The following is a 24,407-nucleotide window of genomic DNA, read 5'->3' on the forward strand; positions in this document are numbered from 1 at the left end:
AAAGTAATTAGAACTTTTATAAGTGGATTCACCAACAACAGTTGACGAAGAGCCATTATAAATAGGGCAGCAAAAATCACAAGATTTTTGCTGCCCTATTTATAATAAAGTAGATATTTAAAAAACAGTAAATTTAGTTTACGCAGTTATGATCGGTGTTTCTTGTTTATCAACATATTGTGCAGAGAGAGGGCGATCATAAAGTTTTTCACCCTTTTTATCAATAAAAATCCCTAACTCCGTGATATCTTGCATAGCTTTCAGGACCGTTTCTTTGTCAAGGCTGTTATTGATATAGTTTAAGCGTAAATGATGCTTGATTTGGCCAGTCTGACCAGCAAATACTAAGTCTAGTTGTTTCATAGTGAAACCTCCTTAATGGTTGAAGTTAGACACTAACGTCATCAATGGTCGTAAGTTTAAGTTCATCCGTTGAGGTTCCAGTTAAGAGAGCTAATACTTTACCGAATTCAACGATTTCTTGATCTGTCACAGCTGCTTTAATATTGTTAAAACTGCGTTTACGTTTATCACCATCGGTTGAAGTTGATACAGTACTTAAGTTAGTTTTGATCCATGTTTTACTCATCAGAATGCTCCTTTCAACTTGACTAGTTATTTGTAAGTATCGCGATAGCTTACATATCTAATAACGGTAGTTGGAACAAAAGTGTTAATTGAAAGTAGCTATTTAATATACAGATTGCGAAATTGTGAAATGTAGCTGCTGGGTAGTTGCAGACCTTTTTCTAAGTAAGTGTCAAATGATCCATAACGTTGCTTGATTAAAGTAAAGGCATGAGCGAGATACGCTGCTTTAACATTAAGAGAGATATCTAAAGCTGTGAGTTTTTCAGGTGGTAATTTTTGTTGGAAACGTGCAAGAATTTGTGCATTTTCTTTTTTGCGAGCTTGGTTTGTCAGAAGGTAGTCTTCAAAAATATCAGCATCGGAGGCACCAGCTATTTTTAAAAGTAAGGCGGCAGCAAAACCCGTACGGTCTTTGCCTGCGAAGCAGTGGAAGACGATTGGATCAGTATTGTTGAGGATCTCAACCAAAAACTGATGATATCCTTTTTGTGATGCGGGACTAAGGACAAGCTCTGAGTAAACAGAAAGCATATGCTCTTCGATATTGGTGGCGATAACCATATTTTTTAGACTAGGATTCGCCTTGCGTGGTGATGATAATAGATTAATGTTCTCGTATAAGATTTTATCTATACTAGTGTCTGGTCGGCTATTAATTTCTTCTGGGCGACGAAAATCATATATTTTCTTCAAGTGAAGTGTATCGTTGAGAAAAGTAATATTTTGCGGCTTTAAGTTATAAAGCTCACCACTACGGAAAAAAATGCCACTTTTTAGATGACCATCAGCTGTTTGATAACCACCAATGTCTCTGAAATTAGTAATATCGGTTTGAATGATTCCTTGTTCTGATACCATGTAAGCCAACTCCTATCGTGAGTATTTTATTTGGTAATTAAATTTGGTTTCAGAAGAAATTATACAGCATAGGAAGATCGTTTTCTAAAAGATTTTTTATAAATAGTACTAATAAGTTTAAAAGAAAAAAGTATCTATTTTTAAAGCTACTAAAATATGTAAAATATGGTATTCTTTGAAAGGGGTACGTAGTATATACGCTTAAAAAGGGGGATAAAATGAGAGTTGATGACGAAATATACTTAACTATCCTTTACTTATTAGAAGAAAAGGGTCCCATGTTTACAACAGCAGAATTAGCCGTAAAATTAAAAATAAGCAAAAGAACACTTTATAAGATGTTCGCTAGCAAAGAAATGATTATTGAAAAAGTGATTGATTATATCTTTAAGGATCTTTATTTTGATTCGCAGCAACTAATAGGAAAAACGTATTTTCATTCGGGAGAATTATTACAGAAATATCTAGGGGATTTTACTGGGGTGCTGCAGGTTGAAAAGGTGACTAAACATGCAAGGGTTTTAGAAAAAAGGTATCCCCAGCAGTGGATAAAACTGAATGCATATCTTAATGAGTTAGGGAAGAGATTATATGATCTCTTCATCATCGATCCCCATGTGCGCATTTTAACTACAGCAGAAAAGGAAGTTCTATTGGTAATGATTCAGCAAACGACACGAAAGTTTCTCCAAGATAATTATCTTGCGACCAAGGGGCTTAACTTTAAAGAGGCAATTAAAGTGTTATATAAAATGATTTTAACAGGAATAGCGTGTTAGAAGCTTAGCGGCTTAACTATAAAGTCAAATATTAAGTAGTTAAACAAAGCAAATTTTTTTATTTTCAGATTTGTTTATAGTACAATTCAACTGCTCATAGTACTTGAAAATTAGATATTGAGAGGAATGGTAGAGTTGGAAATTGCATTTCATGGTGAGGCTGGTCAAACGAATGGGACACCTTTCAAATTAGGTGAGGTGTTTCCTCATAGCACGCTGAAGAATGCGGCAAACGAGAGTATAGATATTACAGCCGCACAGGGAAAATTTAGTTTAATCAGTGTTGTTCCAGATATTAATACACGTGTTTGTAGCCTATCGACTAAAAGGTTTAATCAAGAGGTCGATAAGTTTACTAATATTAATTTTTATACGGTCTCAACTAATACGGTTGCTGAACAACAGCAATGGTGTGCAGCTGAAGGTGTAACTAAAATGGTTTTACTTTCTGACGCTACGGGACAGTTGGGGAAAGAATTAGGAATATATATTGCTGCAAATAAAATAGATGCACGCAGTATCTGGATCTTGGATGAAGCAGGTACGATCGTTTACCGTGAATTAATAGTAGAACAAACGAACGAGCCTGATTATCAGAGTGCGTTAGCCTTTTTGCGCGAGCACGCAGAATAGCGCGAAAGTAGGGGTCCACCTAAAAGAATCAGCCGGGGACTTCTGACCGTTAGAATACATCCATTTGGAAATAAATAGGGGACTAAGTCGAAAAATAAATTTCGATTTAGTCCCCTATTTTAAGTTGAGCTAAAAGAGGTCAGCTATTATTTAGAATTTGAGAAAAAACCTAATTATTTTGAAAATTTTCTTTTTCTATTAAAAGTTTAGTGTTGCGGCCACGGTTGCATTCGGCCTGAATGGTAACGTGCGCCACGCCATATTTTTTTTGAAGGATATTTTCAATTTTCAAGTAGACACATTCGGTTTGACTTAAGGGAAGATCGGCCATATTAACGTGGACAGATAAGACTAGTTCGTGTTCGTCGATCAGCCAGGCATGGAGATGATGGACACCCATTATTTCAGGAATGGTTAATAAATCTTTTTGAATATCTTCAAAATTCAATTGTGGAGATTCTTCCATTAAAATACTAAAAGTTTGACGAATAATCGGCCAGGCTTCATAAATAATATAAAGTGAAACTAATAAGGTCATCAGAGGGTCTATCCAGTATACTTTGAAAATAGTAATTAGGATAGCACTAATAATAACACCGATTGAAGCGAGTGCATCACCTAACAAGTGCAGGTAAGCTGCTTTGATATTTAAGTTATGTTTAGAATCCTTATTCAGTAGAATCGTTGCAGCTAAGTTAGCTACCAAACTGATGACTGCGACAATAAACATTAGCTTGCCATGAATGGTCGCTGGCTGCATAAAGCGTTTGAAGACCTCAGTTAGTAGGAAAAGGGAAATAAAAACTAATAAGAGTGAATTTAAAAGAGCCGCGAGAATTTCAGCACGCCGAAAACCATATGTATTTTTGACAGTTGGAGCTCGTCTACTAATACGATTAGCAGCATAACTTAAGATAAGTGAAAAGGCATCACCAAAATTATGGAAGGCATCTGATATTAGTGAAAGGCTTCCTGATAAGAGACCACCTATCAATTCAAATAAAGTAATAATGAGATTGAGTAAAGTGACTAATAAGAAACGGCTGCCTGTTTGTAACTTGTGTTCTTCCATAATAAAACCCCCTAATGTATGTAAATTTTATATATGAGCATATGTTCATATCACAATTAAAATGTAGCATTAAAATTAAAAAAAAGCAATAGATGACAATTAGTTGTTAACTAACTGGCGAAATAATACTAGTTATAAGAGAGGACTATCAAAAACTCGTTAATTATAGTTCGGACTAAGCACTGATTGACAAGGTGTAGGGAGCGGCTTACCATAAAGGATATGCTAAGTTAGTGATCATTGAAGGACAAAAAACCAACGGAAGAAGATATATTTTTAAAAGATTAGCGGCATTATAATGAAGACTCATCCCTATACTTAATCTATAGGGATAAGTTTTTTTATAAGTGAGTCGTGGTGTTTATGGAGGTTAAAAATGGAAAATGAGTCTAACAAAGACGGGCAGAACTTAAAAAGAGGGATGGAAGCAAGACACTTGCTGATGATCTCGTTAGGTGGTGTAATTGGGACCGGCTTATTTTTAAGTTCAGGGTACACGATTCATGAGGCTGGACCTGTGGGAGCGATATTGGCTTATGCTATTGGAGCAGTTGTAGTCTATTTGGTAATGTTGTGTTTGGGAGAACTAGCTGTTGCGATGCCACAAACTGGTTCTTTTCACGTATATGCTGACAAATTTATTGGGCCAGGAACCGGTTTTACAGTGGCTATTTTGTACTGGTTAACTTGGACTGTTGCGTTGGGGTCTGAATTTACAGCTGCTGGGTTGATAATGCAAACGTGGTTCCCTGGTTCTCCTACATGGCTCTGGAGTTTATTATTTATGCTAGTTATTTTTATTTCTAATGCATTATCTGTTCGTTTTTTTGCAGAAACAGAGTTTTGGTTCTCAAGTATTAAGGTCGTTGCCATTATTATGTTTATCATTATCGGCATATTAGCTCTCACGGGCTTGCTTCCAATAAGAGGTTATACGCATGCTCCCTTTTTTAGTAATCTATATGCAGAAGGTTTATTTCCTAATGGATTCAAAGGTGTTTTTACAACCATGCTGACAGTTAATTTTGCCTTTTCAGGGACAGAGTTGATAGGTGTAACTGCTGGTGAAACAAAGGATCCAGAAAAAAATATTCCTAAGGCGATTAAAACGACCTTATTGCGCCTCGTTATTTTTTTCATCGGTAGTATTATCGTTATGGCAGCTTTAATTCCATGGCAAAAAGCAGGTGTTGATCAAAGTCCGTTTGTATTAGTTTTTAAGAGTATTGGTTTACCATTTGCGGGTGACGTAATGAACTTTGTTGTCCTAACCGCTATTTTATCGGCAGCTAATTCAGGATTATACGCTTCGACTAGAATGTTATGGTCACTTGCACATGAGAAAATGATAGCACCTTGTTATGCTAAAACGAATAGACATGGGGTACCGCTAATAGCATTGGTGGTTAGTATGCTAGGAGGTGTGTTGGCATTGGTCTCTAGTGTTGTAGCTGCCTCGACGGTTTACCTAGTACTTGTTTCGATCTCTGGCTTAGCCGTTGTTATCGTGTGGATGGTAATTGCTCTTTCAGAAATTAATTTTAGAAAGCAATGGCTTCAGCAGGGACATACAGCCGCAGAACTAAAATTCAAAACGCCATGGTATCCTATTGTGCCTTGGTTAGCATTTATATTAAGTTTTCTTTCATGTATATTGATCATATTTGACCCAACTCAGCGCTCAGCCCTGTTTTATATGTTGCCCTTCATTATCGGGTGTTACTTGGTTTATTATGGTAAGAAAAAATGGCCCCGAAATAATTAAATTAAATAGATTATTAAGTTTGATAAGCTAAAAGGAGTATATAAAGTATGCCAGATTTGATTGCAGAAAATTTAAAGAAGATGGACGCGATAGTTATCGATGGCGCAATGGCTACAGAATTAGAGAAAAGGGGCGTTGATACTAATAGTTCCTTATGGTCAGCCGCAGCTTTGTTAAAAGAGCCGGAGAAAGTAACAGCAGTTCATCAAAGCTTTTTTGAAGCAGGAGCTGATGTTGTGATTACTGATACTTATCAAGCAAATATCGCAGCCTTTGAAAAAATGGGTTTAACTCGTAGCCAAAGCGAGAAATTAATCGTCCAAGCTGTCCGTTGTGCCCAAACAGCCCGAACAGCTTTTTACTCATCGTTAACACCTGAAGAACGTGCTAAACGAGCAACCTATCCTTTAGTTGCAGGAAGTGTTGGACCTTATGGGGCCTATCTAGCGGATGGGAGTGAATACACAGGCAGTTATTTATTAACGGAAGAGGAATATTATACGTTTCATTATTCACGGTTAAAGTTACTAGCGCAAGCTGGGGTTGATTTATTTGCATTTGAAACACAACCTAACTTTAATGAGGTTAAAGCGTTAGTGCATCTTTTGGTTGATCGGTTTCCTAAAAATACAGCTTGGGTCTCGTTTAGTGTAAAGGATAGTACGCATTTATGTGATGGAACGCCGTTAGTTCAGGCGGTAAAATATCTTGAAAGTTATCAGCAGGTAACGGCTATCGGTGTTAATTGCCTAGCGTTAGAGAAAGTTGCAGCAGTGGTTGAAACGATCAAGCAGGTAACGGCTAAACCACTCATCGTTTATCCTAATAACGGTGATCGATATAATCCACAAACAAAAACATGGCAGACTAACGTGCAAACTGTGACTTTTAACCAGATAGTGCCTAAGTTGCAGCAGGCAGGTGTGAGACTAATTGGGGGATGCTGCCGGACGACTCCAGCAGATATTAGTGAGATTGCTAAAACACTTAAACAGCGGTAAACAGACCAATAGTAATAGTCAATAATACTTGTGAATTCAGAATCATGCAAACTAATATTAATAGCTGCTTATTTTTTAGAAAAAGATAATATTATGGTCTTGCTTAAGGATTGTTAAAAAGCTTTATTATTCTTATTATTTGAATAATAAGGCTTTTTGGCATAGATATTAAATAAATTAATATCCCCTGAGGCGTTTGACTATAGAGGACTTGAACTACTATTATAAGATTGTTAATTAGGTAACAAAGTCTGCAATCTTTTATAAAGTACTTTATTTCGTTATTCCATGTTGTTTTTTTCACAATTAGAGGAGGAAGTAAGATGTCAGAATACCGTGTAGAAGAAGATACGTTAGGTCCCGTAAAGATTCCCGCAAGTGCTCTTTGGGGACCACAAACAGAACGAAGTCGTAATAATTTCCCAACAGGACAGTTTATGCCGTTAGTAGTTATCCGCGCTTTGTTGCAGATAAAAAAAGCAGCAGCACAAGCAAATAAAGAGTTGGGACAATTGTCTTCAGAAAAAGCAGACTTGATTGCAGAAGCAATTGATGAACTACTAGCTTTGAATGATGATGACTTACGTAAAGACTTTCCTTTAAAAGTTTATCAAACAGGTTCCGGGACACAGACTAACATGAACACAAATGAAGTTATTGCGAATAAGGCTGCCGAATTAAATGCCAAAATCGAAATTCTACCTAATGATGATGTTAATCACGGTCAAAGTTCAAATGATATTTTCCCAACAGCAATGAATATAACCGCTAGTGCAGCAATTGCCGATCTTGAAAAAGCAGCGCAACACCTGATTGAAGAGTTAAAAGTAAAACAGGCAAAATACTGGCAAACGGTTAAAATTGGACGGACACATCTCCAAGATGCGACGCCACTGACTTTTGGACAAGAAGTTAGTGGTTGGGTAAGTATGTTGGAACATGATCTTGCTTATTTGAAGAAATTAGATCAGACACTCCTTGAATTAGCAATGGGCGGGACCGCTGTAGGGACTGGGTTAAATGCGGCACCAGGCTTTGCAGAAGATATCGCAGGACGGGTCGGCAAGGTTTATGGACAGCAATTTACAGCTGATTGCAATAAATTTTACGGATTAGCGGCTCATTCTGGACTGAATGTTGTGCATGGGGCACTTAAGACAATGGCTAGTGACCTAATGAAGATTGCAAATGATATTCGCTTTTTAGCAAGCGGACCTCGTGCGGCTTATGATGAATTGAACATCCCTGCTAACGAACCTGGCTCATCTATCATGCCAGGCAAGGTCAACCCAACCCAAGCGGAAGCCATTACGATGGCAGCAGTACGTGTCATGGGGAATGATGTTGTGGTAACGATGGCATCTTCGCAGGGGAATTTTGAAATGAATGTTTACAAGCCTGTCTTAATAGATGCGTTCCTTGAATCGGCAGAATTATTACGCGGAACCATGCAAAGCTTTGCAGATAAACTAGTTCATGGATTAACGGTTAATGAGAAGAGAATGGAAGAATTAGTTGATAATTCATTGATGACCGTTACGGCACTCTCACCGCATATTGGGTATCACGATAGTGCTAAGATTGCGCAAGCAGCTGATGAAGCGGGCAGTACTTTACGTGAAGCAGCACTTAAATCGGGTAAGGTTACCGCAGAACAATTTGATGAATGGGTTGATCCTTTGAAAATGACGAATGTTGACCGGTAAAAAAGAGCGCCAGTTAGGAAGAAGTAGTCTATGAATACAGATGCAGCTAGCTAATAAGCAGCTGCATTTTTATAAAAAAGGTATATTGAGGAGTAACTAAACTGTAGAAGGTCCACAAGGAGGAGTAGTAGATGACTACCAAATTTGTTTTTGCACCAACACCAATTGAAAAAATGCAAAGTCATTATGATACGATAATTATCGGTTCAGGGAGTACTGGCTTAGTGAGTGCGATTCAGGCACATGAACTGGGGTTAAAACCTGTTATTTTAGAAAAAATGACGGCGCTTGGTGGTAATACTAATCGAGCTTCGTCAGGTATGAATGCAGCTGAAACAAATGTTCAACTACACCATGGGATCATTGATAGTTTTGATGATTTTTACCGTGAAACATACCGGGGTGGAGGAAAGCTTAATGATCAAGATCTATTAGCTTATTTTACATCACATGCGGCACTGGCGGTAGATTGGTTGGCAGACCATAGTATTAAGCTTGATGATTTAACAATTACGGGTGGGATGAGTAAAATGCGTACACACCGTCCTGCAACAATGGCACCGATCGGTTCATTCCTAGTTAAGAATTTGCTAAAAATCGTCCAACAGGAAAACATTCCGTTATTTACTGAAACAACCGTAACTTCTTTGAAAAAAGATGATACGGGAAAGATAAGTGGTGTTGAGCTTCAGCTCCCAGATGGCAGTAAAATGAGTTTGGCCAGTCAAGCAGTGGTTTTAGCTACAGGTGGATTTGGAGCTTCCAAAGATATTATTCAAAAATATCGTCCAGACTTGGCAGGTTATAAAACAACTAATCAGCCTGGAGCAACCGGCGATGGACTGAAGTTAGCGGAAGAAGCTGGGGCAGAATTAGTTCAGATGAATCTTATCCAAGTCCATCCAACAGTTCAACAAGATAATCCGCACACGTATTTGATCGGCGAAGCAGTTCGGGGTGAGGGTGCAATTTTAGTAAACGCGCAGGGAAAACGTTTTGTAAATGAACTAGGGACACGGAAAGTTGTTTCTAATTCAATTGTGGCATTACCTGAAAAAGGCGCCTATCTAATTTTTGACCAAAGCGTTAGAAACAGGGTTAAAGCAATCGAATTTTATGACCATATTGGTTTAGTTGTTACGGGGGAGAACATTACTGAGTTAGCAGCAAAAGTCAATATGGAACCAGCTGTTTTGGCACAAACTGTAGATGAATGGAATACTGCAGTAGCAAGTAAGCAGGATAAGCAATTTGGACGGGCTACAGGGATGGACCGTCAATTAGTTGAAAAACCGTTCTTTGCAATTCACATTGCACCAGCAGTTCATTATACGATGGGGGGAATTCATATTGATACTCAGACCCGCGTTATAGATGGGAATGGAGATATTATTCAAGGCCTATTTGCAGCTGGGGAAGTTGCTGGTGGGTTGCATGGAAATAACCGAATTGGCGGTAATTCTATTTCGGAGACGGTTGTTTTCGGAAGACAGTCTGGCGAGCAAGCAGCAGAATATGTTCTCACGAATGGCGTTAATTGATAAGATACAGTCATCATATTAAGGAGAGTGAGTATGGACGATGCAGTCTTTAGAGAAGATCCAATATAAAAAATTTCTTATACCCCTTCTAACAGGTTTAATTTTATGGTTTGCGACACCGTTGCGTCCAGAGACATTATCGGTTGCGGCGTGGCATATGTTTGCTCTATTTGTGGCAACTATTATTGGATGTATTACACAACCACTGCCGATTGGAGCAGTTGCAATTATTGCTTTTACTTTAACAACGTTAACCAAAACGGTTCCGATAGATAAAGCTATTACTGGTTTTGGTAATGGCAGTATCTGGTTGATTGCAATGGCATTCTTTATTTCGCGTGGGTTTATTAAAACAGGACTTGGCCGAAGGATTGCTTTTATTTTTGTTCGCGCTTTTGGGAAGAAAACTTTGGGGTTAGCCTATTCTTTAATCGGAGTTGATCTGATTTTAGCACCTGCAACTCCAAGTAATACAGCTCGTGCTGGTGGGATCATGTACCCGATCATTAAATCATTGGCACAAGCTTTTGGATCAGATCCTAAAAATAAAACTGAGCGTAAAATGGGCTCGTTTTTAGTTTTCGCAGAATTTCAAGGTAATATCATTACTTCAGCAATGTTCTTAACCGCGATGGCCGGCAATCCATTAGCCCAATCGTTAGCCAAGAGCAACCATGTTGATCTTGAATGGATGGACTGGTTTCTTGCAGGGCTTGTTCCAGGACTAATTTCGCTGCTAGTCGTACCTTTCATTATTTATAAGATGTATCCACCACAAATTAAGGCAACGCCTAATGCACGTGAGTGGGCTGATAAACAACTGACAAAGATGGGGAGAATAACACTTCCTGAAAAAATTATGACCTTAGTTTTTTTAGTTGCCTTAATCCTGTGGGTTGTTGGTAGTTTTATCCATGTCGATGCTACTTTAACAGCCTTTATTGCGTTAGCGCTACTACTGATTACCGGTGTTTTATCATGGCAAGATGTCTTGCATGAAACAGGGGCTTGGAATACATTAACATGGTTCTCAGTGCTAGTGATGATGGCAACTGAACTGAATGAACTAGGATTTATCCCTTGGTTAAGCAAAACGATTGCTGATTCACTTAATGGTTTAAACTGGTTTATCGTATTGGTAATCCTTGTGATTGCTTTCTTCTACAGTCATTATTTATTTGCAAGTGCAACGGCACATATTAGTGCAATGTATAGCGCGTTGCTAGCAGTTGCAATCTCAGCAGGTGTTCCAACGATGCTAGCGGCTTTGATGTTAGGCTTCTTCGGAAATCTGTTTGCCTCAACAACACATTATTCTTCCGGTCCAGCACCGATTCTATTTGGCTCAGGTTATGTAAAACAAACCGAGTGGTGGAAAATGAATGCTGTCTTAGGAATTATTTACCTTGTTATTTGGTTGAGCGCAGGAACATTCTGGATGAAACTCATTGGGATGTGGTAAGATACACCTAATGATGGAGTAGCAGGATATTTAAGGGGCGGATAAGATTGAACACGCGAGACTTGGCTTATTTTCATGACCTAGTAGAGTTAAAGAGCTATACTGAGGTGGCTAATAAGTTTTCTGTTAGTCAACCTACGATTACAGTTGCAATTAAACGGCTTGAAAATGAATTTGGAGCCCAACTCGTTAAACGAGATTATCTGCATAACCGTTTACTGGTGACCCGTGCAGGCGTCTTACTTTTTCAACGTACACAACAGATATTGCAAAGTCTAGAGCTAGCTTACAGTGAGGTTCAAAATGCAGACTCTTCTGTGATACGTTTTGGATTGCCACCAATAATTGGAACAATGTGGTTTCCTTTGGTAGCTAAGGAGTTGTTGGATAAGGGACTATTAACACATGTACAATCGATTGAGGCTGGGTCTGATCAATTACTGGAAAAATTAAGACAGGGAAAAGTCGATGTTGCGCTTTTAGGATCGATTAGGCCACTGCAAGAAAAAAAACTAGACACCTTTTTATTGTCAGTTCATTCCTTCAAGGCAGTAGTTAGTCGGAAGCATCCTTTAGTCCAAAAGAAACATATTTCATTTGTTGAACTTAAAGGGGAAAAATTTGTGACGTTTACTAATAATTTTGTTCATCCACAAGCCTTGGCAAGCTATAGTAAATACGCTGGTTTTAGACCACAGATCGTATTTAGTACACCAACTCTGTCACTTATAAAAGAGTTAGTTAATGCTGAATTAGGCGTTAGTTTATTGGTCGATGATGCGGTCAAAGAACAAGATAACCTCTGCTGCTTAACGTTAGATGATCCGTTGCCAGAAAAATTCAATATGTCACTGGTTGTGCGAAAAGACTTTTTACCTGATAAAACACAGCAGGAATTTATCAGTGTTCTATTCAAGTTAAAAAGTCTACTTGGGACCAGTGACTAACAGAAGAAAATAAATAAGCGGGACTAGTCAAAAGCTAACCTTTGACTAGTCCCGCTTATTGGTAACAGAACTAGGTACCAATAATTGACACTTAAAATCTGATGGCTATTAGTATGAAACTTTTTGATGCCGGGTATGTTCAGCCAAGTGAACTAAATGGGTCAAAAAGGCATGTGTCGTTGCCTCATAATGATATTGGCGCCCTAATTTTACAAGATAACCGTTAATATAATCGACTTCGGTAGGTCGATTATGCGACATATCCTGATACATTGAAGGATAGTGTAATGGATTTGCAACTTTTGAGACATAATTGACACTAGCAAGCTCTTCTTGGCGAGTATTAAGCATCTGAATTCCAGCACGTTCACAGACATCATATGCTTCGTCAATTAGGCGAACACTTAATGCATCTGCTTTAGGATAGCTGGCGAATTCACCCATCGTGATTTCAAATAAAGTACACAGCGTGTTGACAACTGAATTGAAAACAACTTTGGCGAGCAGTGTCCCCATAAAATTAGTTGTAAGAGTTGGATTGAAGCGAGCTTTTTTGAGTTCAGTGACAATTTGAGCGGTCATTTTATCCGGCTTTTCGGTATAATTAGCAAGATTCATTGTACCTGCTCCGCGAGCTCCAATGAAGTCAACATCTCCAGGCCCGTTTAAAACAGTTGCGACGAGAGCTGTCCCAGCGATAATTTTTGCTGGTTCAAAATACTGCAGTAGTTTTTCAATATGCCCCATCCCGTTCATACAACTTAAGACATATTGCTGTCCGTCGAAGCTCTGCTGGGTTCGTTTAAGCAAGTCAGCGAGCTGCATCTGTTTATCAAAAACAATCCAGACATCAGGGTGACCAACATAATCTTCAGGATAAAACATTTTGATGGGGACGAGGTGACGTCCGTGGTGATCACGAGAAACATAAACCCCTCCTTGTTGTCGGACCTTTTCAACATTGGGCCTCCAAGCATCGACGAACTCAACCTTATTGCCTGCTTCTTGTAGTAAAACACCATAACGATACCCCATTGCTCCAGAACCTAAAATAGTAAAATGCATAATAATACTCCTTTCATAAAAGTGTCATCACTGATTCTAAATAAAAAAAGCGTCTCTTAGATAATTTTTATCTAAAGGACGCTTTTGCGTGGTACCACCTTTTTTGCCTGACCATTAAAACACAGTAGGCCGCTTATCCGAACTAAAAATCAATTCGTCAGCACGATAATGGGTGCATCCCACTGCAATTTACTTAATCATTGACCTTTGATTGCAGCACTCCAAGATGATTGATGGTTTATCCTTGGGTACCTGCTCTCACCAAACCAGGCTCGCTTAACCAACTGGGTAAATAATCATTTCTTATCAACGTGTTTTGTCTCATCACTTTTTAATATATCTGCAGTTTAAGCTAATTAAATTAGATAGTCAATCTTTTTATTGAAAAAGTAAGAATTGCTTTTTAATGAGTACCAGCTTTTACAAGCTATAAAGTATTTATAGCAAGATGACTTTATAATTAGAAAAAAATGATAATTATACTTGACGTGGAAGCAGAAGATAGGTTAAACTAACACCAATTATTTAATAAGATTCATTGAGATCAGACGAGTAATAGTACTGTTTAGAGAATACTGCTGGGGTGAAAGGGTATCAGAACTGTTATTAGAAATTTTGATTTTAGAATTTCGTTTTACGAGACGAATGGCTAGCACACATTAAGGTGTGTATGTACTATTTACATACAAAGAGATTATTCGGAAGAATAATAAAAAAGGTGTACCGCGCAAAAATGCTCTTGGGTCGAAAGACTAGAAGGGCTTTTTTAAACCCCCAAAATAATTTAAGGAGTGGATCTGGATGAAATATGGAATTATCGGTGCAGGAGCAATGGGATATCGTTATGGTGTGATGCTGCAAGAAAATGCACATGTTGAAGTTGACTTTATTGATACGTGGGAACCTAATGTTGAAAAGGTCCGGCAACAAGGTGGAGTTTCTGTTGCACGTGACCATCAGAATCGTCAAATCATCCCAATTAATATTTTCTATCCTGAGGAATATCAAGGGCACCCTGATATTTGGATTATTTTTAAAAAGCAGATGCAGCTAGTTGAAGAATTAAAACGTGATAGTGCTGCTGGAATTTTTCACAAAGATCAATATGCTTTTTCTGCAATGAATGGGATGGGTCATTTTGAAAAAATTGCTGAGTATTTCCCAGCAGAACACATTATTTGCGGGACAGCAATGATCGCAACGCGCCTTGATGGGCCTGCTAATGTTGATTTTATGGGGGCTGAGGGCAGCGAAGAAATGCATGTGGCACAGTATATTGGGTCCGAGCCAAACATAGTTACCCAGAAAATGATGGCTGATTTTAAGGAAGCAATTCTTAATCCAATTTTTGCCACAGATTATTTAGGGATGTGTATGTCCAAGGTTGTTTTCAACGCGGTTGTCAATACTCTCTGTACGATGTTTGAAGTCCAGATGGGACAGTTTATTGAGTATGAGGGGGTTCCTGATATGGCTCGTCAGTTATTTAATGAAGCTTATGATGCGTGTGAACGTGCAGGCATTTATTTGATCGAAACACGCCAGCAAGAAGTTGATTCGGTAACAGCTGCTAGTCATGCTTACAAATATCATTACCCTTCAATGTATCAAGATTTTTCTAAAGGACGACCAACTGAAGTTGACTATATTAATGGCTTTATAGCTGAATTAGGGCGTAAAAATGATTATGTATGCCGGACTCATGAATTTGTAACTCAGCAAGTACACTTAGCAGAAAAAATGCGTAAATATCATTAGAAATAGTAATTTATTACTTAACTATGACGACCATGCACCCTGCTCTTTAACGCTACGCTAGAGCGAGGGCGTGGTATGACTGGCTTCACTCGCCACTCTGTCGGGAAAGGTTACTAATATGTATTAAAACGCTCACTAATGGTCTTATGTATCAGCAAACTTTACTACCCCTACAATTGATTAACGCTTGATATGCGATAATTATTAATTTAACTACATCAAATATTTACTACGATTGATAGCATGTGTTTTGGTAGAACGATAATTACCAATCATAAAGCCGATATTTTTGCGAATTTGAACGATGTACGGTGGCAGCATCGGGTTAATTGATTCCAGTTCGCTACTATCCAATACTTTCTTCAATTCGTTATTAAGCTCTTCTAGGTGTTCAAGGTCGCTAAGTTTTTCAATTGTCCTTAAATCTGTGATAGATTGTTCCAAAAAAAGTTTAATTTTTTTAATATCTAAGACCATAATTTTTACCTTTTTATCCTTTTTAACTATAATTAAAGCGTTGGGAGATAATATGGAAAATAATATTAGATTAAAAACTGTGGAAGAAAGTGACCTAAAAGCGTGGTGGGAAAAACGGTTCGGTCCTCAAGCAGATCTGGAATGGATGAAATATAATGGCCCATATTTCAAAAGCCCTGTTGAAAGTTGGGATTTTATGAGTATTATAAAGAAGAGGCAGTACATAGCCCTATGAGGAAGCTCATATTATACAATGATAAAATTGTAGGTGATGTATCGGCTTACTGGGAAGATGATACATTAAAACGGTGGTTAGATATTGGTATCGTTCTTTGTGACTCAACTAATTGGGGACATGGAATCGGAACTGCAGCTTGTAAGCAATGGATAAAAGAGATGTTTCAACTATTCGATTACTTACCTCATGTTGGTTTTACAACATGGTCTGGAAATATTGGTATGCAGACCATAGGAGAAAAGATTGGCATGACCAGAGAAGGAGTTATACGAAAAGTCAGATATTGGGAAAATGAATACTATGACTCCATCAAATATGGTATATTAAGAGATGAAATTTAATACAGAATTGTTTCACAAGGGGCTGTGCCATAAGTCCTTCCAAAAAAAAGAGATTAGCGAAAATCGTTTGATTTTTACTAATCTCTTCTTTTTGTTTATAAAACAGTTACAAGGGAACTAATAATAAAATTAAAGCGATTAAACGAGCCGGTTTTGGTTATCGTAGCTTCTTCAGATTTAGAACCATGGTAATGTGTATTTTTCGAATCCATACAGAAAAGTCATTATTTTTTCTGTTGAAGTCTCTTTATCTTAGGGACTTATGGCACAGCCCCTTAACTACTAATTTTATAAGGAATAAAGTTTTTATTTAAGTGCTTTTGTGATGGCTTTGTTAAACGCGGGTAAATCATCTGGGGTTCGACTAGTAATTAAATTATTGTCGATAACAACCGGTTCATCTTTAACAATTGCTCCTGCATAATAGAGGTCTGGTTGAACGGTGAGGTACGAAGTCATAGTGCGTCCCTTGGCTAATCCAGTTTGAATAAAGAGCTGTGGGCCGTGGCAAATTGCAAAAGTGTGTTTACCTGTAAGCAAGAATGCTTTGGTAAAATTAACAAAGTCGGGATCTGCACGTAATTGATCAGGAGAAAAGCCGCCTGGAATTAATAAAGCATCAAAATCGGCAGAATGAACATCTTTAATTGATTTATCGATTTTGATGTCAGTTCCGTGTTTACCGGTTACTTTATCTTTATTTAGAAAACTGATTGTAACAACATGATGCCCTTCTTTTTTTAAGGTATCAACGGGAGATGTATACTCAACATCTTCAAAATGGTCTGCAACAATAACTGCGATCTTACTCATAAAGCATCCTCCTACAATATATCAATATATTTTTTTAAGCTTGTCTTCTGTTACAATATAACAAGAATCATTTTAGCGTACAAATTTATCGACTTGGAATGATCTAAGTAAGAGGATAAGGAAGTTGGGAAAAGAGTAATGGGAAGAAGAAGGAAGAGTAAGACAGTCTTACCAAGTACAGTAGTTGTTATGTTACTGCTAGTTTTAGCGGTAGCACATCCGCAGCAGTTTTTAAAAAGCAATCCACATAGTGGGACCCCGGCGTCAACAACAGAAAAGCAAGCGGCTATTAAAGATGTCACCGCCGAAAAATTAGTTAAGATGGATTTTCATTCGGGTGAGTCTCCAATTGTAACGGTCAACAATAATAAGAGTACTTTACAAATGAATGCTTGGAAGAAGAACACCGTAGTTTACAGTCCGCTAGATAACTTAAATCGAACATCTAGTCCTAATACGGGATACTTGGAACAAAGAAATGTTGTTAATGATGAACAGCGGACGCGCCAGTATGTCCAGCCAACAGCTTGGCATCAGAAAAAGGATAATGGAGAAGCTATTATTAATCGTGGGCATTTGATTGCTTACTCCATTTCTGGCGGGATTGCCCAAGATGGGGATTATAATCAGACACGAGAAAGTGGTGATCAAAATAATCCTAAGAATCTATTCACACAGACAGCTTTTTCAAATCAACGCTTGCAGACGATTTATGAAAAAAAGATTCGTGAGGCGTTAAGAAACGGTCACCGTGTAATCTACCAGGCACAGCCACTCTTTAGGGGTCAGGAACTAATGGCACGAGGTATCCATCTGCAGGCATTATCTGATGACGGTTCTTTAAACTTCAACGTTTATTTATTTAATGTCCAGCCGCGGTATATTTTCGATTATCAGTCTGGTCGTTCAACTAAAGATGCTTCTTTTCAAGTTGCACTGCCGGAAAATTTAAAATCATAGTATAAAAAGACAGTTCAGTTGTAACTTAAATTTAGATGACTTAAAATGACGGCGAAAGCGTATTTTAGAAGCAAGAGATTAATTGGAGGTGAAGCGCATGAAAATCGGTTTTATTGGTGGAGGACATGTTGCACAGGTATTAGCCAAACTTTTTATTGAGGCAGGTCATACAGTTGTTTTAACAAATAAACATGGTCTAGAAAGACTGCAACCTGTTGTGGAACGCTTAGGTTCACAAGCACAAGTGGGCAATCTAGCCGAAGTAGTCCGGCAGGACCTAGTTGTTCTTGCTGTACCTTATAAAGCACTTTTTGAGCTTGATACCCAACTGTTGGAAGGAAAAAATGTTATTGATGCTACTAATTATTTTCCACATCGGGATGGTGATATTGCTGAATTACGTGAGCATCGGCTTGGAACGACCCAACTGATGGCACGACATTTTGAAGGTGCTACCTTTGTCAAGGCTTTTAATACAATCCCAGTTGCTGATTTAGCAAGGTTAGCTGTTGCTAAAAAGACTAAGAAAGTTGCCTTACCCCTGGCGGGTGACGACCTTCCTCTCAAACAAAAGGTTGCAGCTTTGATCAGAGAAATTGGTTTTACAGCTTATGATGTCGGTAGCCTTGCAGATAGTCCCAAAATGCAGTCAGACACACCCGTCTTCTTGTTTGTTGGTGATGAAAAAGAGTTGAGTAAAAAGATAAATGGATAGTTTGGGGTCTATCTGGAGATAGCACGGGAGATTATGTCAAATTGGGCATAATCTTTTTTTGGTAACAAGGATACTTATACTTATGTTCGTATTTCTTGCATAATGAGGGTGTAAAGACCATGATAAGCATTGTAAGGATATTATAGCCCCCTTAAGGCAAAACAATTTAGGATTAGTAGGGAGATGGGCAAGATGGCGGATTTCTTTATTGATACGGATACTGCAAGTACACAGCTTCCGCAAAACAATAGACCGAAGATGTTTATGTTTGGAATTCCAAGCTATACAAATATGGGAGACCAAGCTGTCTCATTAGCTGCACGGATCTTCTTTGAAAAGGAATTTTCTAACTATCAATATATTGAGATCATGGATTATGATAATAATGCGGGCATTGAGGCAGTCAAGAAAATTATTACAAAACAAGATATTGTAGGTTATGTCGGAGGCGGCAACATGGGTAGCTTATATACAGATATTGAAGAAGACCGGCGTGCCGTATTTAGTACATTTACGTCGAACTTGACAATCTCATTCCCCCAGTCAATTCATTTTGAGAAAACAGCTTATGGAGAAAAAGAAAAACAGTTAAGCCAAGAAGCTTACGGTAAAAACCATAATTTGGTTTTACTAGCGCGTGATGCCCAAAGCTACCGCCGAATGCAGAAAACATTTGAAAATAAAGTGGTCTTTATTCCAGATATGGTCTTGTATTTGAAACCCACAGACTTTAAATTCAAACGAACCGGTGCTTTATTTATTTTACGGCATGATGGTGAGAAAATTCTAGATGAGTCATTTATTGAATCGTTAAGGATGATTTTGAAAAAACGCTACTCTCTTGATCGGACAGATACTGTTTTAAAAATGCCAACTAGGATTACACCTATAACGCGTGCGCGACTCTTTGAAGAGCAGTTGCAGAAAATCGCCCGACAAGAGCTGATTATTTCTGATCGTTTCCATGCGATGGTATTTTCAGTTTTAACACAAACACCGTGTTTATTGTTTGGAAACAGCTATGGTAAGGGTAAGCATGCCTACTATGACTGGCTAGAAAATATTAGCTGGATTAAATATAGCGATGAACGTGACATTACTAGGATAGGAAGAGAAATAGAAGCGATAACCAGTGCTCAAACACATAGTTATGATCTACAACCTAATTTTCGACCTTTGAGGCAGATTATTGTTAATTATATCGCAGCAGTGGCAACGCTGCGATAATTGTTGACAAAAAAGGACTACAGCAGAGAAAACGCTCGCTGTAGTCCTTTTTTATCAAGTTATTTAAGCAATATCACCAAAAAAACTAAGTAGTTTTTCTTTTGTTAGCGCAGCTTTTTCTTCTCCGCGAACATCGAATCTAACTTGACCGTTATCTAAAACGATTAAACGGTTGCCATATTTAAGCGCATCATCTAAGTGATGGGTAATCATTAAACAAGTTAATTTTTGGTCAAGGACCTTTTTGTTAGTCTGTTCCATCAGCTGAGTACTGGTATTTGGATCCAATGCAGCTGTGTGCTCATCCAGCAACAAGATATCAGGCCGTTTAAGGGTAGCCATGAGGAAACTGAGCGCCTGACGCTGCCCGCCGGAAAGATTCTCGGTTGCGGTGTTTAACCGCTCAGAGAGGCCATTATTCATGGAGACGGTTGCTTGTTTAAAGGCTGGCATATTCTGTTTCAACTGCCGTAAGGCTAAGCTACGACGCTGCCCACGCTTGGTGGCTAAAAGTAGGTTTTCAGCGACAGTCATTCGAGGTGCTGTACCGAGTTTAGGATCTTGAAAGACACGTCCTAGAAAACGCGATCTTTTTTCAACAGATTCACCTGTAATATCACTGCCAATGTGTAAAATCTGACCGCTGGTAGGGGGCAGTGTACCAGCAATGGTGTTAAAAAGTGTTGATTTTCCAGCGCCGTTAGAACCGAGAACAGTAATAAAATCACCATTGAAGACGTCAAGGTTCAAGTGTTTTAAAATCATTGTCGCGGAAGGTGTTCCTTGGTTGACAAAAGTTACGATATTTTTTAGGGAAAGGATAGGGATATTATTTTGTTCCATTACTACCAGCTCCTTTTGGAAAGACATGTGTTAACTTTAAAGTTTTACTGAGGCTAGGGAGCATCAAGCACAGAGCTAAGATAATCGCGGATAATAAATTCAAATCATTAGTACTGAAACCGAGCTGGAGAACGATCAGCAAAACAAAACGGTAGAGAATACTACCAAGTGCAACTGCTACTAACCGTTGATTTAAGGTTAATTCACCAAAAACAACTTCACCGATGATTATTGATGCAAGGGCGATAACGATAATTCCAATTCCCATATTGATGTCGGCATAACCATTATTTTGTGAAATCAATGCACCGCCAAGACCGATCAAACCGTTTGAAAGCATCAAGCCCATGATGGTCATATTGTCGGTATTAATACCGAAAGAACGAGCCATTACAGGATTGTCCCCAGTAACGATGAATGCCTGTCCAAGATCAGTTTGCAAGAATAAAATAAGCAGGGTTGTCACAATAACAATCATTAAGAGGCCGACAAAAACACTGTCAAAGTATTTAGGTAATGATTGTAAAAAATGACTACTAAAAATAGTTTTTTTACCTAGAAGTGAAACGTTGGCACCACCCATAATACGTAAGTTAATCGATAAACATGCTGTCATGACAAGGATCCCAGCAAGTAAGATGGGGATTTTTCCCTTCGTGTAAAGTAAACCAGTAATCAATCCAGCTAGAGCACCAGTTATAAAAGCTAGACCAGTTGCTAAAAGCGGTGAAACTCCATGGGAAATGGCAGTAACAGCAGTAGCCGCACCTAAAGGAAAGGTTCCTTCAACTGTCATATCAGGAAAATTAAGAATTCTAAAAGTCAGGAAAAGGGCGACCCCTAAAATGGCCCATAATAGGCCTTGACCGATACCGGAAACAATCATACTCATTTAAAAACTTCCCCCTCTTTTTCAGCTTGCTCAACAATATTTTGCGGTAACTTAATACCTAATAACTGAGCTTCTTTTTGATTGATAATATACTTGCCTTTAGTAATATATGCTACTGGGAAGTTAGCTGTATTGCGGCCGCGCAGCACTTGTGCAGCCATTTCACCAGCAACTTTCCCAAGATCGTATTGACTGATAGCGTAAGAAGCCAAACCACCGTCTTTGACCATCGTATCTGCAGAAGGAATAACTGGTATCTTAGCTTTATTAGCAACATTGACTAGTGTTTTCATAGCTGAGGCAATCCCGTTATCCTGCGGTGCGTAGATTGCATCTACTTGTGAAGTTGCTTCTTCAGCGACTTGCTGCATATCATTTGTGCTGGAAATAGTATAGAGTTTGTAATTGATGCCTTGTTGCTTACAAATTTTAGCAAACTTTTTAGCATTGTACTGACCACCATGATCTGAGGAAGTGTAAATGATACCTACTGTTTTAGCGTTAGGTAGGATCTGTTTTAACAAATCAAGTTGTTCTTTAAGTGGAGATTCACCGGAAGTCCCTGTAATGTTGCCACCAGGATGTTTGTCAGAATCAACTAACCCGCCACCGACTGGGTCAGTAATACCTGCTAAAATAACAGGTGTTTTTTTATTGGCTGCATTAGCTAAAGCTTGGGCTGCAGGAGTGGCGATCCCTGCCATCAAATCAACGTTCTCATTAGCAAATTTTGTACTCATTGTTTTAAGGTTGCTCTGGTCACCCTGTGCATTTTGAAAATCGATTTTAATATTCTTACCTGGGGTGTAGCCGTATTCTTTAAGGCCTGCAATAAAACCTTGGTGAATTTGATCAAGCGCAGGATGTGTGATCAGCTGTAAGATACCTACCGTAGGTATCTTAGCTTTGGCTGAACGGGCTTGTTCATTTTTATTTGTTGTAAAAAAGGCAAAGATTAGGAAAACAGCAAGTGCAGCAATTAATGTATACATTCTTTTCATTTTAAGTCCTCCATTATCGTTAATAGGGCAAAAGAAAAAGGGCAAACCAGTAAGCTCTGGTTTTGCCCTTAAAACCGAAGCCTGCTGTATTAGACCCATGCAGACTTCGTAACATACGAAAGTTAGTCGGCACAGATACAAACTGTTTGCCAGATTGCATCCGTAACAACGAATTACAACCAGCAATGCCGGCTTTGCCAATAACTATTCAGATTAGCAGTAATTAACTTTCGCATTTTTATCCGTCCTTCCTGAAACTTATTAAAGATAGTATAAGAAAATGGTGAGGAATTGTCAATATTTTTATTAAAAGAATTTGTTTAGAGCTAATAATCAAATGTTGTGGCACCTTTACTGTGATGTTCAATATCCATTTTAACGTCATTAATAATATCTTGAATAGTTATTTTGCGCATTTTAGCTTCAGCTGTGCTTTGAATATCCAAATAGTATTTATTAAGAACTTTAGGTAAAGCATGCCCAACAGCGCAATTTTGGGAAGTATTTTTATCAACTTTCAATAGTGGCTCATCTGGTTGGGTCGCCATATAAACGTCAAAAAGGGTTATTTTAGTAGGCAAATGTGTCAGATGGGGCGAAGCGGTGCCTTGGGTAGTTTCTAATAAGGAAGCTCTTTTCAGCTGACTCATCATTCTACGAGCTAAACTTGGATTAGTGTTTAGACTGCTGGCGATAAAATCACTGGTTAGTTTGCTGCCAGAGTGCATCTGGATAAAGACTAGAATGTGGACTAAATCACTTAGACGGTTATTAGCCAATATGAGGCATCTCCTTTCATAGTTGTTACTTTTAAAGTAATAATAGCATAAAAGATGCTGAAAACAAAACCAGAGTAGCTGTTTTTTAAAGTGCTTTATGCTTAGATAATACAAAAGTAGCTAACTTCATAAAAAAACATGTAAGCTTCAAAACAACTTTTTTGAATAAGAAAAGTGGTTTTGAAGCTTATTTTGAATTTATATTTGAAATTTATTAATGCAATTTAAATAGCTTCTTGTGAAGAATACAGTTGTTCTTGTAGTGCATGCATCTGTTCAAAATCATCAGTAATTAGCCCAGCGACGCCTAGTTGAAATAAGTGGCGTGCGTCTTCTTTATTGTCAATCGTCCATAGGCGTTGCAAAATATTTGTTGGTTGATAATGCTGGAGATGTAAGCCAGCTAAGTTATTTTCTCTAACAAATTCTGCAGCATTATCAACTAAATCTTTAGTTAACCAGCAGTATTGTTGTTGTGGGTCAATTTGGTAGCAGTTTTTCAAGGTCGTAAGGTTGAAGGAAGAAAAGATAATGGGAAATCTAAGTTTTGTTTTTTTAACTAATGCTAATACGATCTCTTCAATATGTTTATAGTTTGTTTTATCAGTTTTAAATTCGAGATTAAGATGTACAGGTTGCTGAGCAACAAGTTTCAGTAGTTCAGCAAGACTTGGAATTGGTTCAGCATTTTTGAGATTGAAACGACGTAGCTCAGAAAAAGTATAAGATGCAATTTCCCCAGTTCCATTAGTTGTGCGGTCAACTGTTTCATCATGCATAATGACGGGAATATTATCTTTGGTTAGATGGACATCAAACTCAATTCCATCTATGTGGTGTTGAAGACCATAATTAAAGCCAGCAAGTGAATTTTCAGGAAATTTTTGTGGGCAGCCGCGATGACCGAAGATTAAGGTATGTTTTAACATAAAATCACTCCTTG

General features: G+C 38.2%; 25 protein-coding genes and 1 pseudogene. 14 read left to right on the plus strand and 12 right to left on the minus strand.

Annotated elements, in window-relative coordinates:
• Window positions 1-138: 138 nt before the first annotated feature.
• The 3 genes from FC81_RS08595 to FC81_RS08605 form a co-directional block, all read right to left on the minus strand.
• A complete protein-coding gene (locus FC81_RS08595) occupies window positions 139-363 on the minus strand; it encodes a DUF2922 domain-containing protein (protein WP_057745754.1) in 225 nt (74 codons plus the stop codon).
• 25 nt (window positions 364-388) lie between these two features.
• A complete protein-coding gene (locus FC81_RS08600) occupies window positions 389-589 on the minus strand; it encodes a DUF1659 domain-containing protein (RefSeq protein ID WP_057745757.1) in 201 nt (66 codons plus the stop codon).
• Window positions 590-687: 98 nt separating this feature from the next.
• Window positions 688-1,449 carry a tyrosine-protein phosphatase gene (locus FC81_RS08605; protein ID WP_057745760.1) on the minus strand — a complete coding sequence of 254 codons (762 nt, stop codon included), beginning with the start codon at window positions 1,447-1,449 and terminating at the stop codon, window positions 688-690.
• Window positions 1,450-1,667: 218 nt separating this feature from the next.
• Here FC81_RS08605 and FC81_RS08610 point away from each other — a divergent pair, with 218 nt between their 5' ends.
• Together FC81_RS08610 and FC81_RS08615 are read left to right on the plus strand one after the other, a co-directional pair.
• Window positions 1,668-2,228, plus strand: coding sequence for a TetR/AcrR family transcriptional regulator (locus FC81_RS08610; RefSeq protein WP_057745762.1), 561 nt, complete (start codon window positions 1,668-1,670; stop codon window positions 2,226-2,228).
• A 135-nt stretch (window positions 2,229-2,363) separates the two neighbouring features.
• Window positions 2,364-2,861 carry a peroxiredoxin gene (locus tag FC81_RS08615; protein WP_057745765.1) on the plus strand — a complete coding sequence of 166 codons (498 nt, stop codon included), beginning with the start codon at window positions 2,364-2,366 and terminating at the stop codon, window positions 2,859-2,861.
• 169 nt (window positions 2,862-3,030) lie between these two features.
• Here FC81_RS08615 and FC81_RS08620 read toward each other — a convergent pair whose 3' ends face one another.
• Window positions 3,031-3,933, minus strand: a complete 903-nt coding sequence (locus FC81_RS08620; protein WP_057745768.1) for a cation diffusion facilitator family transporter — start codon at window positions 3,931-3,933, stop codon at window positions 3,031-3,033.
• Between the two features lie 376 nt (window positions 3,934-4,309).
• Here FC81_RS08620 and FC81_RS08625 point away from each other — a divergent pair, with 376 nt between their 5' ends.
• The 6 genes from FC81_RS08625 to FC81_RS08650 all read left to right on the plus strand — a co-directional run bounded on the left by FC81_RS08625 (window position 4,310) and on the right by FC81_RS08650 (window position 12,355).
• On the plus strand, window positions 4,310-5,698 hold the full coding sequence (locus tag FC81_RS08625) for an amino acid permease (RefSeq protein WP_057745769.1): 1,389 nt from the start codon (window positions 4,310-4,312) through the stop codon (window positions 5,696-5,698).
• A 47-nt stretch (window positions 5,699-5,745) separates the two neighbouring features.
• Window positions 5,746-6,699, plus strand: a complete 954-nt coding sequence (gene mmuM, locus FC81_RS08630) for a homocysteine S-methyltransferase (protein WP_057745772.1) — start codon at window positions 5,746-5,748, stop codon at window positions 6,697-6,699.
• Window positions 6,700-7,022: 323 nt separating this feature from the next.
• Entirely contained in the window at window positions 7,023-8,405 is a 1,383-nt protein-coding gene (locus FC81_RS08635; RefSeq protein WP_057745775.1) for a class II fumarate hydratase, read from the plus strand.
• A 131-nt stretch (window positions 8,406-8,536) separates the two neighbouring features.
• The gene (locus FC81_RS08640; protein ID WP_057745778.1) at window positions 8,537-9,946 is read left to right on the plus strand and encodes a flavocytochrome c; all 1,410 of its coding nucleotides are present in this window, start codon (window positions 8,537-8,539) and stop codon (window positions 9,944-9,946) included.
• A gap of 40 nt (window positions 9,947-9,986) precedes the next feature.
• The gene (locus FC81_RS08645; protein WP_057745780.1) at window positions 9,987-11,408 is read left to right on the plus strand and encodes an anion permease; all 1,422 of its coding nucleotides are present in this window, start codon (window positions 9,987-9,989) and stop codon (window positions 11,406-11,408) included.
• A 47-nt stretch (window positions 11,409-11,455) separates the two neighbouring features.
• On the plus strand, window positions 11,456-12,355 hold the full coding sequence (locus tag FC81_RS08650) for a LysR family transcriptional regulator (protein WP_057745783.1): 900 nt from the start codon (window positions 11,456-11,458) through the stop codon (window positions 12,353-12,355).
• A 108-nt stretch (window positions 12,356-12,463) separates the two neighbouring features.
• On the opposite strand, the gene FC81_RS08655 is transcribed toward FC81_RS08650, so the two are convergent.
• Entirely contained in the window at window positions 12,464-13,420 is a 957-nt protein-coding gene (locus FC81_RS08655; protein WP_057745787.1) for a ketopantoate reductase family protein, read from the minus strand.
• An 801-nt stretch (window positions 13,421-14,221) separates the two neighbouring features.
• Between FC81_RS08655 and FC81_RS08660 the strand changes: the two genes are divergently transcribed.
• A complete protein-coding gene (locus FC81_RS08660; protein WP_057745789.1) occupies window positions 14,222-15,178 on the plus strand; it encodes a ketopantoate reductase family protein in 957 nt (318 codons plus the stop codon).
• A gap of 213 nt (window positions 15,179-15,391) precedes the next feature.
• Here the strand turns inward: FC81_RS08660 and FC81_RS08665 are convergent, their stop codons facing one another.
• The gene (locus FC81_RS08665; protein ID WP_057745792.1) at window positions 15,392-15,655 is read right to left on the minus strand and encodes a hypothetical protein; all 264 of its coding nucleotides are present in this window, start codon (window positions 15,653-15,655) and stop codon (window positions 15,392-15,394) included.
• A 186-nt stretch (window positions 15,656-15,841) separates the two neighbouring features.
• Here FC81_RS08665 and FC81_RS08670 point away from each other — a divergent pair, with 186 nt between their 5' ends.
• A complete protein-coding gene (locus FC81_RS08670; RefSeq protein WP_338041716.1) occupies window positions 15,842-16,234 on the plus strand; it encodes a GNAT family N-acetyltransferase in 393 nt (130 codons plus the stop codon).
• 122 nt (window positions 16,235-16,356) lie between these two features.
• Window positions 16,357-16,548, plus strand: a pseudogene (locus FC81_RS10930) (hypothetical protein); the annotation flags it as partial.
• Here FC81_RS10930 and FC81_RS08675 read toward each other — a convergent pair.
• A complete protein-coding gene (locus FC81_RS08675; protein ID WP_057745795.1) occupies window positions 16,541-17,047 on the minus strand; it encodes a type 1 glutamine amidotransferase domain-containing protein in 507 nt (168 codons plus the stop codon). The pseudogene FC81_RS10930 and the gene FC81_RS08675 overlap by 8 nt on opposite strands.
• 138 nt (window positions 17,048-17,185) lie before the next feature.
• On the opposite strand from FC81_RS08675, the gene FC81_RS08680 reads away from it, so the two are divergent.
• The 3 genes from FC81_RS08680 (at window position 17,186) to FC81_RS08690 (ending at window position 19,949) form a co-directional block, all read left to right on the plus strand.
• The gene (locus FC81_RS08680; RefSeq protein WP_057745798.1) at window positions 17,186-18,007 is read left to right on the plus strand and encodes a DNA/RNA non-specific endonuclease; all 822 of its coding nucleotides are present in this window, start codon (window positions 17,186-17,188) and stop codon (window positions 18,005-18,007) included.
• A 97-nt stretch (window positions 18,008-18,104) separates the two neighbouring features.
• Window positions 18,105-18,722 (plus strand): NADPH-dependent F420 reductase, encoded by a 618-nt coding sequence (locus FC81_RS08685; RefSeq protein WP_057745802.1) that lies wholly within the window; start codon window positions 18,105-18,107, stop codon window positions 18,720-18,722.
• Window positions 18,723-18,914: 192 nt separating this feature from the next.
• Entirely contained in the window at window positions 18,915-19,949 is a 1,035-nt protein-coding gene (locus FC81_RS08690) for a polysaccharide pyruvyl transferase family protein (RefSeq protein ID WP_057745805.1), read from the plus strand.
• A 63-nt stretch (window positions 19,950-20,012) separates the two neighbouring features.
• Here FC81_RS08690 and FC81_RS08695 read toward each other — a convergent pair whose 3' ends face one another.
• The 5 genes from FC81_RS08695 to FC81_RS08715 form a co-directional block, all read right to left on the minus strand.
• A complete protein-coding gene (locus FC81_RS08695; protein WP_057745807.1) occupies window positions 20,013-20,792 on the minus strand; it encodes an ABC transporter ATP-binding protein in 780 nt (259 codons plus the stop codon).
• Window positions 20,779-21,684, minus strand: a complete 906-nt coding sequence (locus FC81_RS08700) for an ABC transporter permease (RefSeq protein WP_057745810.1) — start codon at window positions 21,682-21,684, stop codon at window positions 20,779-20,781. The genes FC81_RS08695 and FC81_RS08700 overlap by 14 nt, the downstream gene beginning before the upstream one ends.
• Window positions 21,681-22,685, minus strand: coding sequence for a tryptophan ABC transporter substrate-binding protein (gene trpX / locus FC81_RS08705; protein ID WP_057745815.1), 1,005 nt, complete (start codon window positions 22,683-22,685; stop codon window positions 21,681-21,683). Before trpX ends, FC81_RS08700 begins: the two co-directional genes overlap by 4 nt.
• Before the next feature lie 326 nt (window positions 22,686-23,011).
• Window positions 23,012-23,464, minus strand: a complete 453-nt coding sequence (locus FC81_RS08710; protein ID WP_057745818.1) for an Rrf2 family transcriptional regulator — start codon at window positions 23,462-23,464, stop codon at window positions 23,012-23,014.
• A 224-nt stretch (window positions 23,465-23,688) separates the two neighbouring features.
• The gene (locus FC81_RS08715) at window positions 23,689-24,393 is read right to left on the minus strand and encodes a glycerophosphodiester phosphodiesterase (RefSeq protein ID WP_057745821.1); all 705 of its coding nucleotides are present in this window, start codon (window positions 24,391-24,393) and stop codon (window positions 23,689-23,691) included.
• Window positions 24,394-24,407: the final 14 nt, after the last annotated feature.

It is taken from the genome of Liquorilactobacillus capillatus DSM 19910, assembly GCF_001434915.1.
Taxonomy (GTDB): Bacteria; Bacillota; Bacilli; order Lactobacillales; family Lactobacillaceae; genus Liquorilactobacillus; species Liquorilactobacillus capillatus.

What these genes read in the sequence shown, in the direction of transcription:
- FC81_RS08595 (WP_057745754.1), bottom strand. Translation starts at nt 363, where the DNA reads ATGAAACAACTAGACTTAGTATTTGCTGGTCAGACTGGCCAAATCAAG.
- FC81_RS08600 (WP_057745757.1), bottom strand. Translation starts at nt 589, where the DNA reads ATGAGTAAAACATGGATCAAAACTAACTTAAGTACTGTATCAACTTCA.
- FC81_RS08605 (WP_057745760.1), bottom strand. Translation starts at nt 1,449, where the DNA reads ATGGTATCAGAACAAGGAATCATTCAAACCGATATTACTAATTTCAGA.
- FC81_RS08610 (WP_057745762.1), top strand. Translation starts at nt 1,668, where the DNA reads ATGAGAGTTGATGACGAAATATACTTAACTATCCTTTACTTATTAGAA.
- FC81_RS08620 (WP_057745768.1), bottom strand. Translation starts at nt 3,933, where the DNA reads ATGGAAGAACACAAGTTACAAACAGGCAGCCGTTTCTTATTAGTCACT.
- FC81_RS08625 (WP_057745769.1), top strand. Translation starts at nt 4,310, where the DNA reads ATGGAAAATGAGTCTAACAAAGACGGGCAGAACTTAAAAAGAGGGATG.
- mmuM (WP_057745772.1), top strand. Translation starts at nt 5,746, where the DNA reads ATGCCAGATTTGATTGCAGAAAATTTAAAGAAGATGGACGCGATAGTT.
- FC81_RS08635 (WP_057745775.1), top strand. Translation starts at nt 7,023, where the DNA reads ATGTCAGAATACCGTGTAGAAGAAGATACGTTAGGTCCCGTAAAGATT.
- FC81_RS08640 (WP_057745778.1), top strand. Translation starts at nt 8,537, where the DNA reads ATGACTACCAAATTTGTTTTTGCACCAACACCAATTGAAAAAATGCAA.
- FC81_RS08645 (WP_057745780.1), top strand. Translation starts at nt 9,987, where the DNA reads ATGCAGTCTTTAGAGAAGATCCAATATAAAAAATTTCTTATACCCCTT.
- FC81_RS08655 (WP_057745787.1), bottom strand. Translation starts at nt 13,420, where the DNA reads ATGCATTTTACTATTTTAGGTTCTGGAGCAATGGGGTATCGTTATGGT.
- FC81_RS08660 (WP_057745789.1), top strand. Translation starts at nt 14,222, where the DNA reads ATGAAATATGGAATTATCGGTGCAGGAGCAATGGGATATCGTTATGGT.
- FC81_RS08665 (WP_057745792.1), bottom strand. Translation starts at nt 15,655, where the DNA reads ATGGTCTTAGATATTAAAAAAATTAAACTTTTTTTGGAACAATCTATC.
- FC81_RS08675 (WP_057745795.1), bottom strand. Translation starts at nt 17,047, where the DNA reads ATGAGTAAGATCGCAGTTATTGTTGCAGACCATTTTGAAGATGTTGAG.
- FC81_RS08680 (WP_057745798.1), top strand. Translation starts at nt 17,186, where the DNA reads ATGGGAAGAAGAAGGAAGAGTAAGACAGTCTTACCAAGTACAGTAGTT.
- FC81_RS08685 (WP_057745802.1), top strand. Translation starts at nt 18,105, where the DNA reads ATGAAAATCGGTTTTATTGGTGGAGGACATGTTGCACAGGTATTAGCC.
- FC81_RS08690 (WP_057745805.1), top strand. Translation starts at nt 18,915, where the DNA reads ATGGCGGATTTCTTTATTGATACGGATACTGCAAGTACACAGCTTCCG.
- FC81_RS08695 (WP_057745807.1), bottom strand. Translation starts at nt 20,792, where the DNA reads ATGGAACAAAATAATATCCCTATCCTTTCCCTAAAAAATATCGTAACT.
- FC81_RS08700 (WP_057745810.1), bottom strand. Translation starts at nt 21,684, where the DNA reads ATGAGTATGATTGTTTCCGGTATCGGTCAAGGCCTATTATGGGCCATT.
- trpX (WP_057745815.1), bottom strand. Translation starts at nt 22,685, where the DNA reads ATGAAAAGAATGTATACATTAATTGCTGCACTTGCTGTTTTCCTAATC.
- FC81_RS08715 (WP_057745821.1), bottom strand. Translation starts at nt 24,393, where the DNA reads ATGTTAAAACATACCTTAATCTTCGGTCATCGCGGCTGCCCACAAAAA.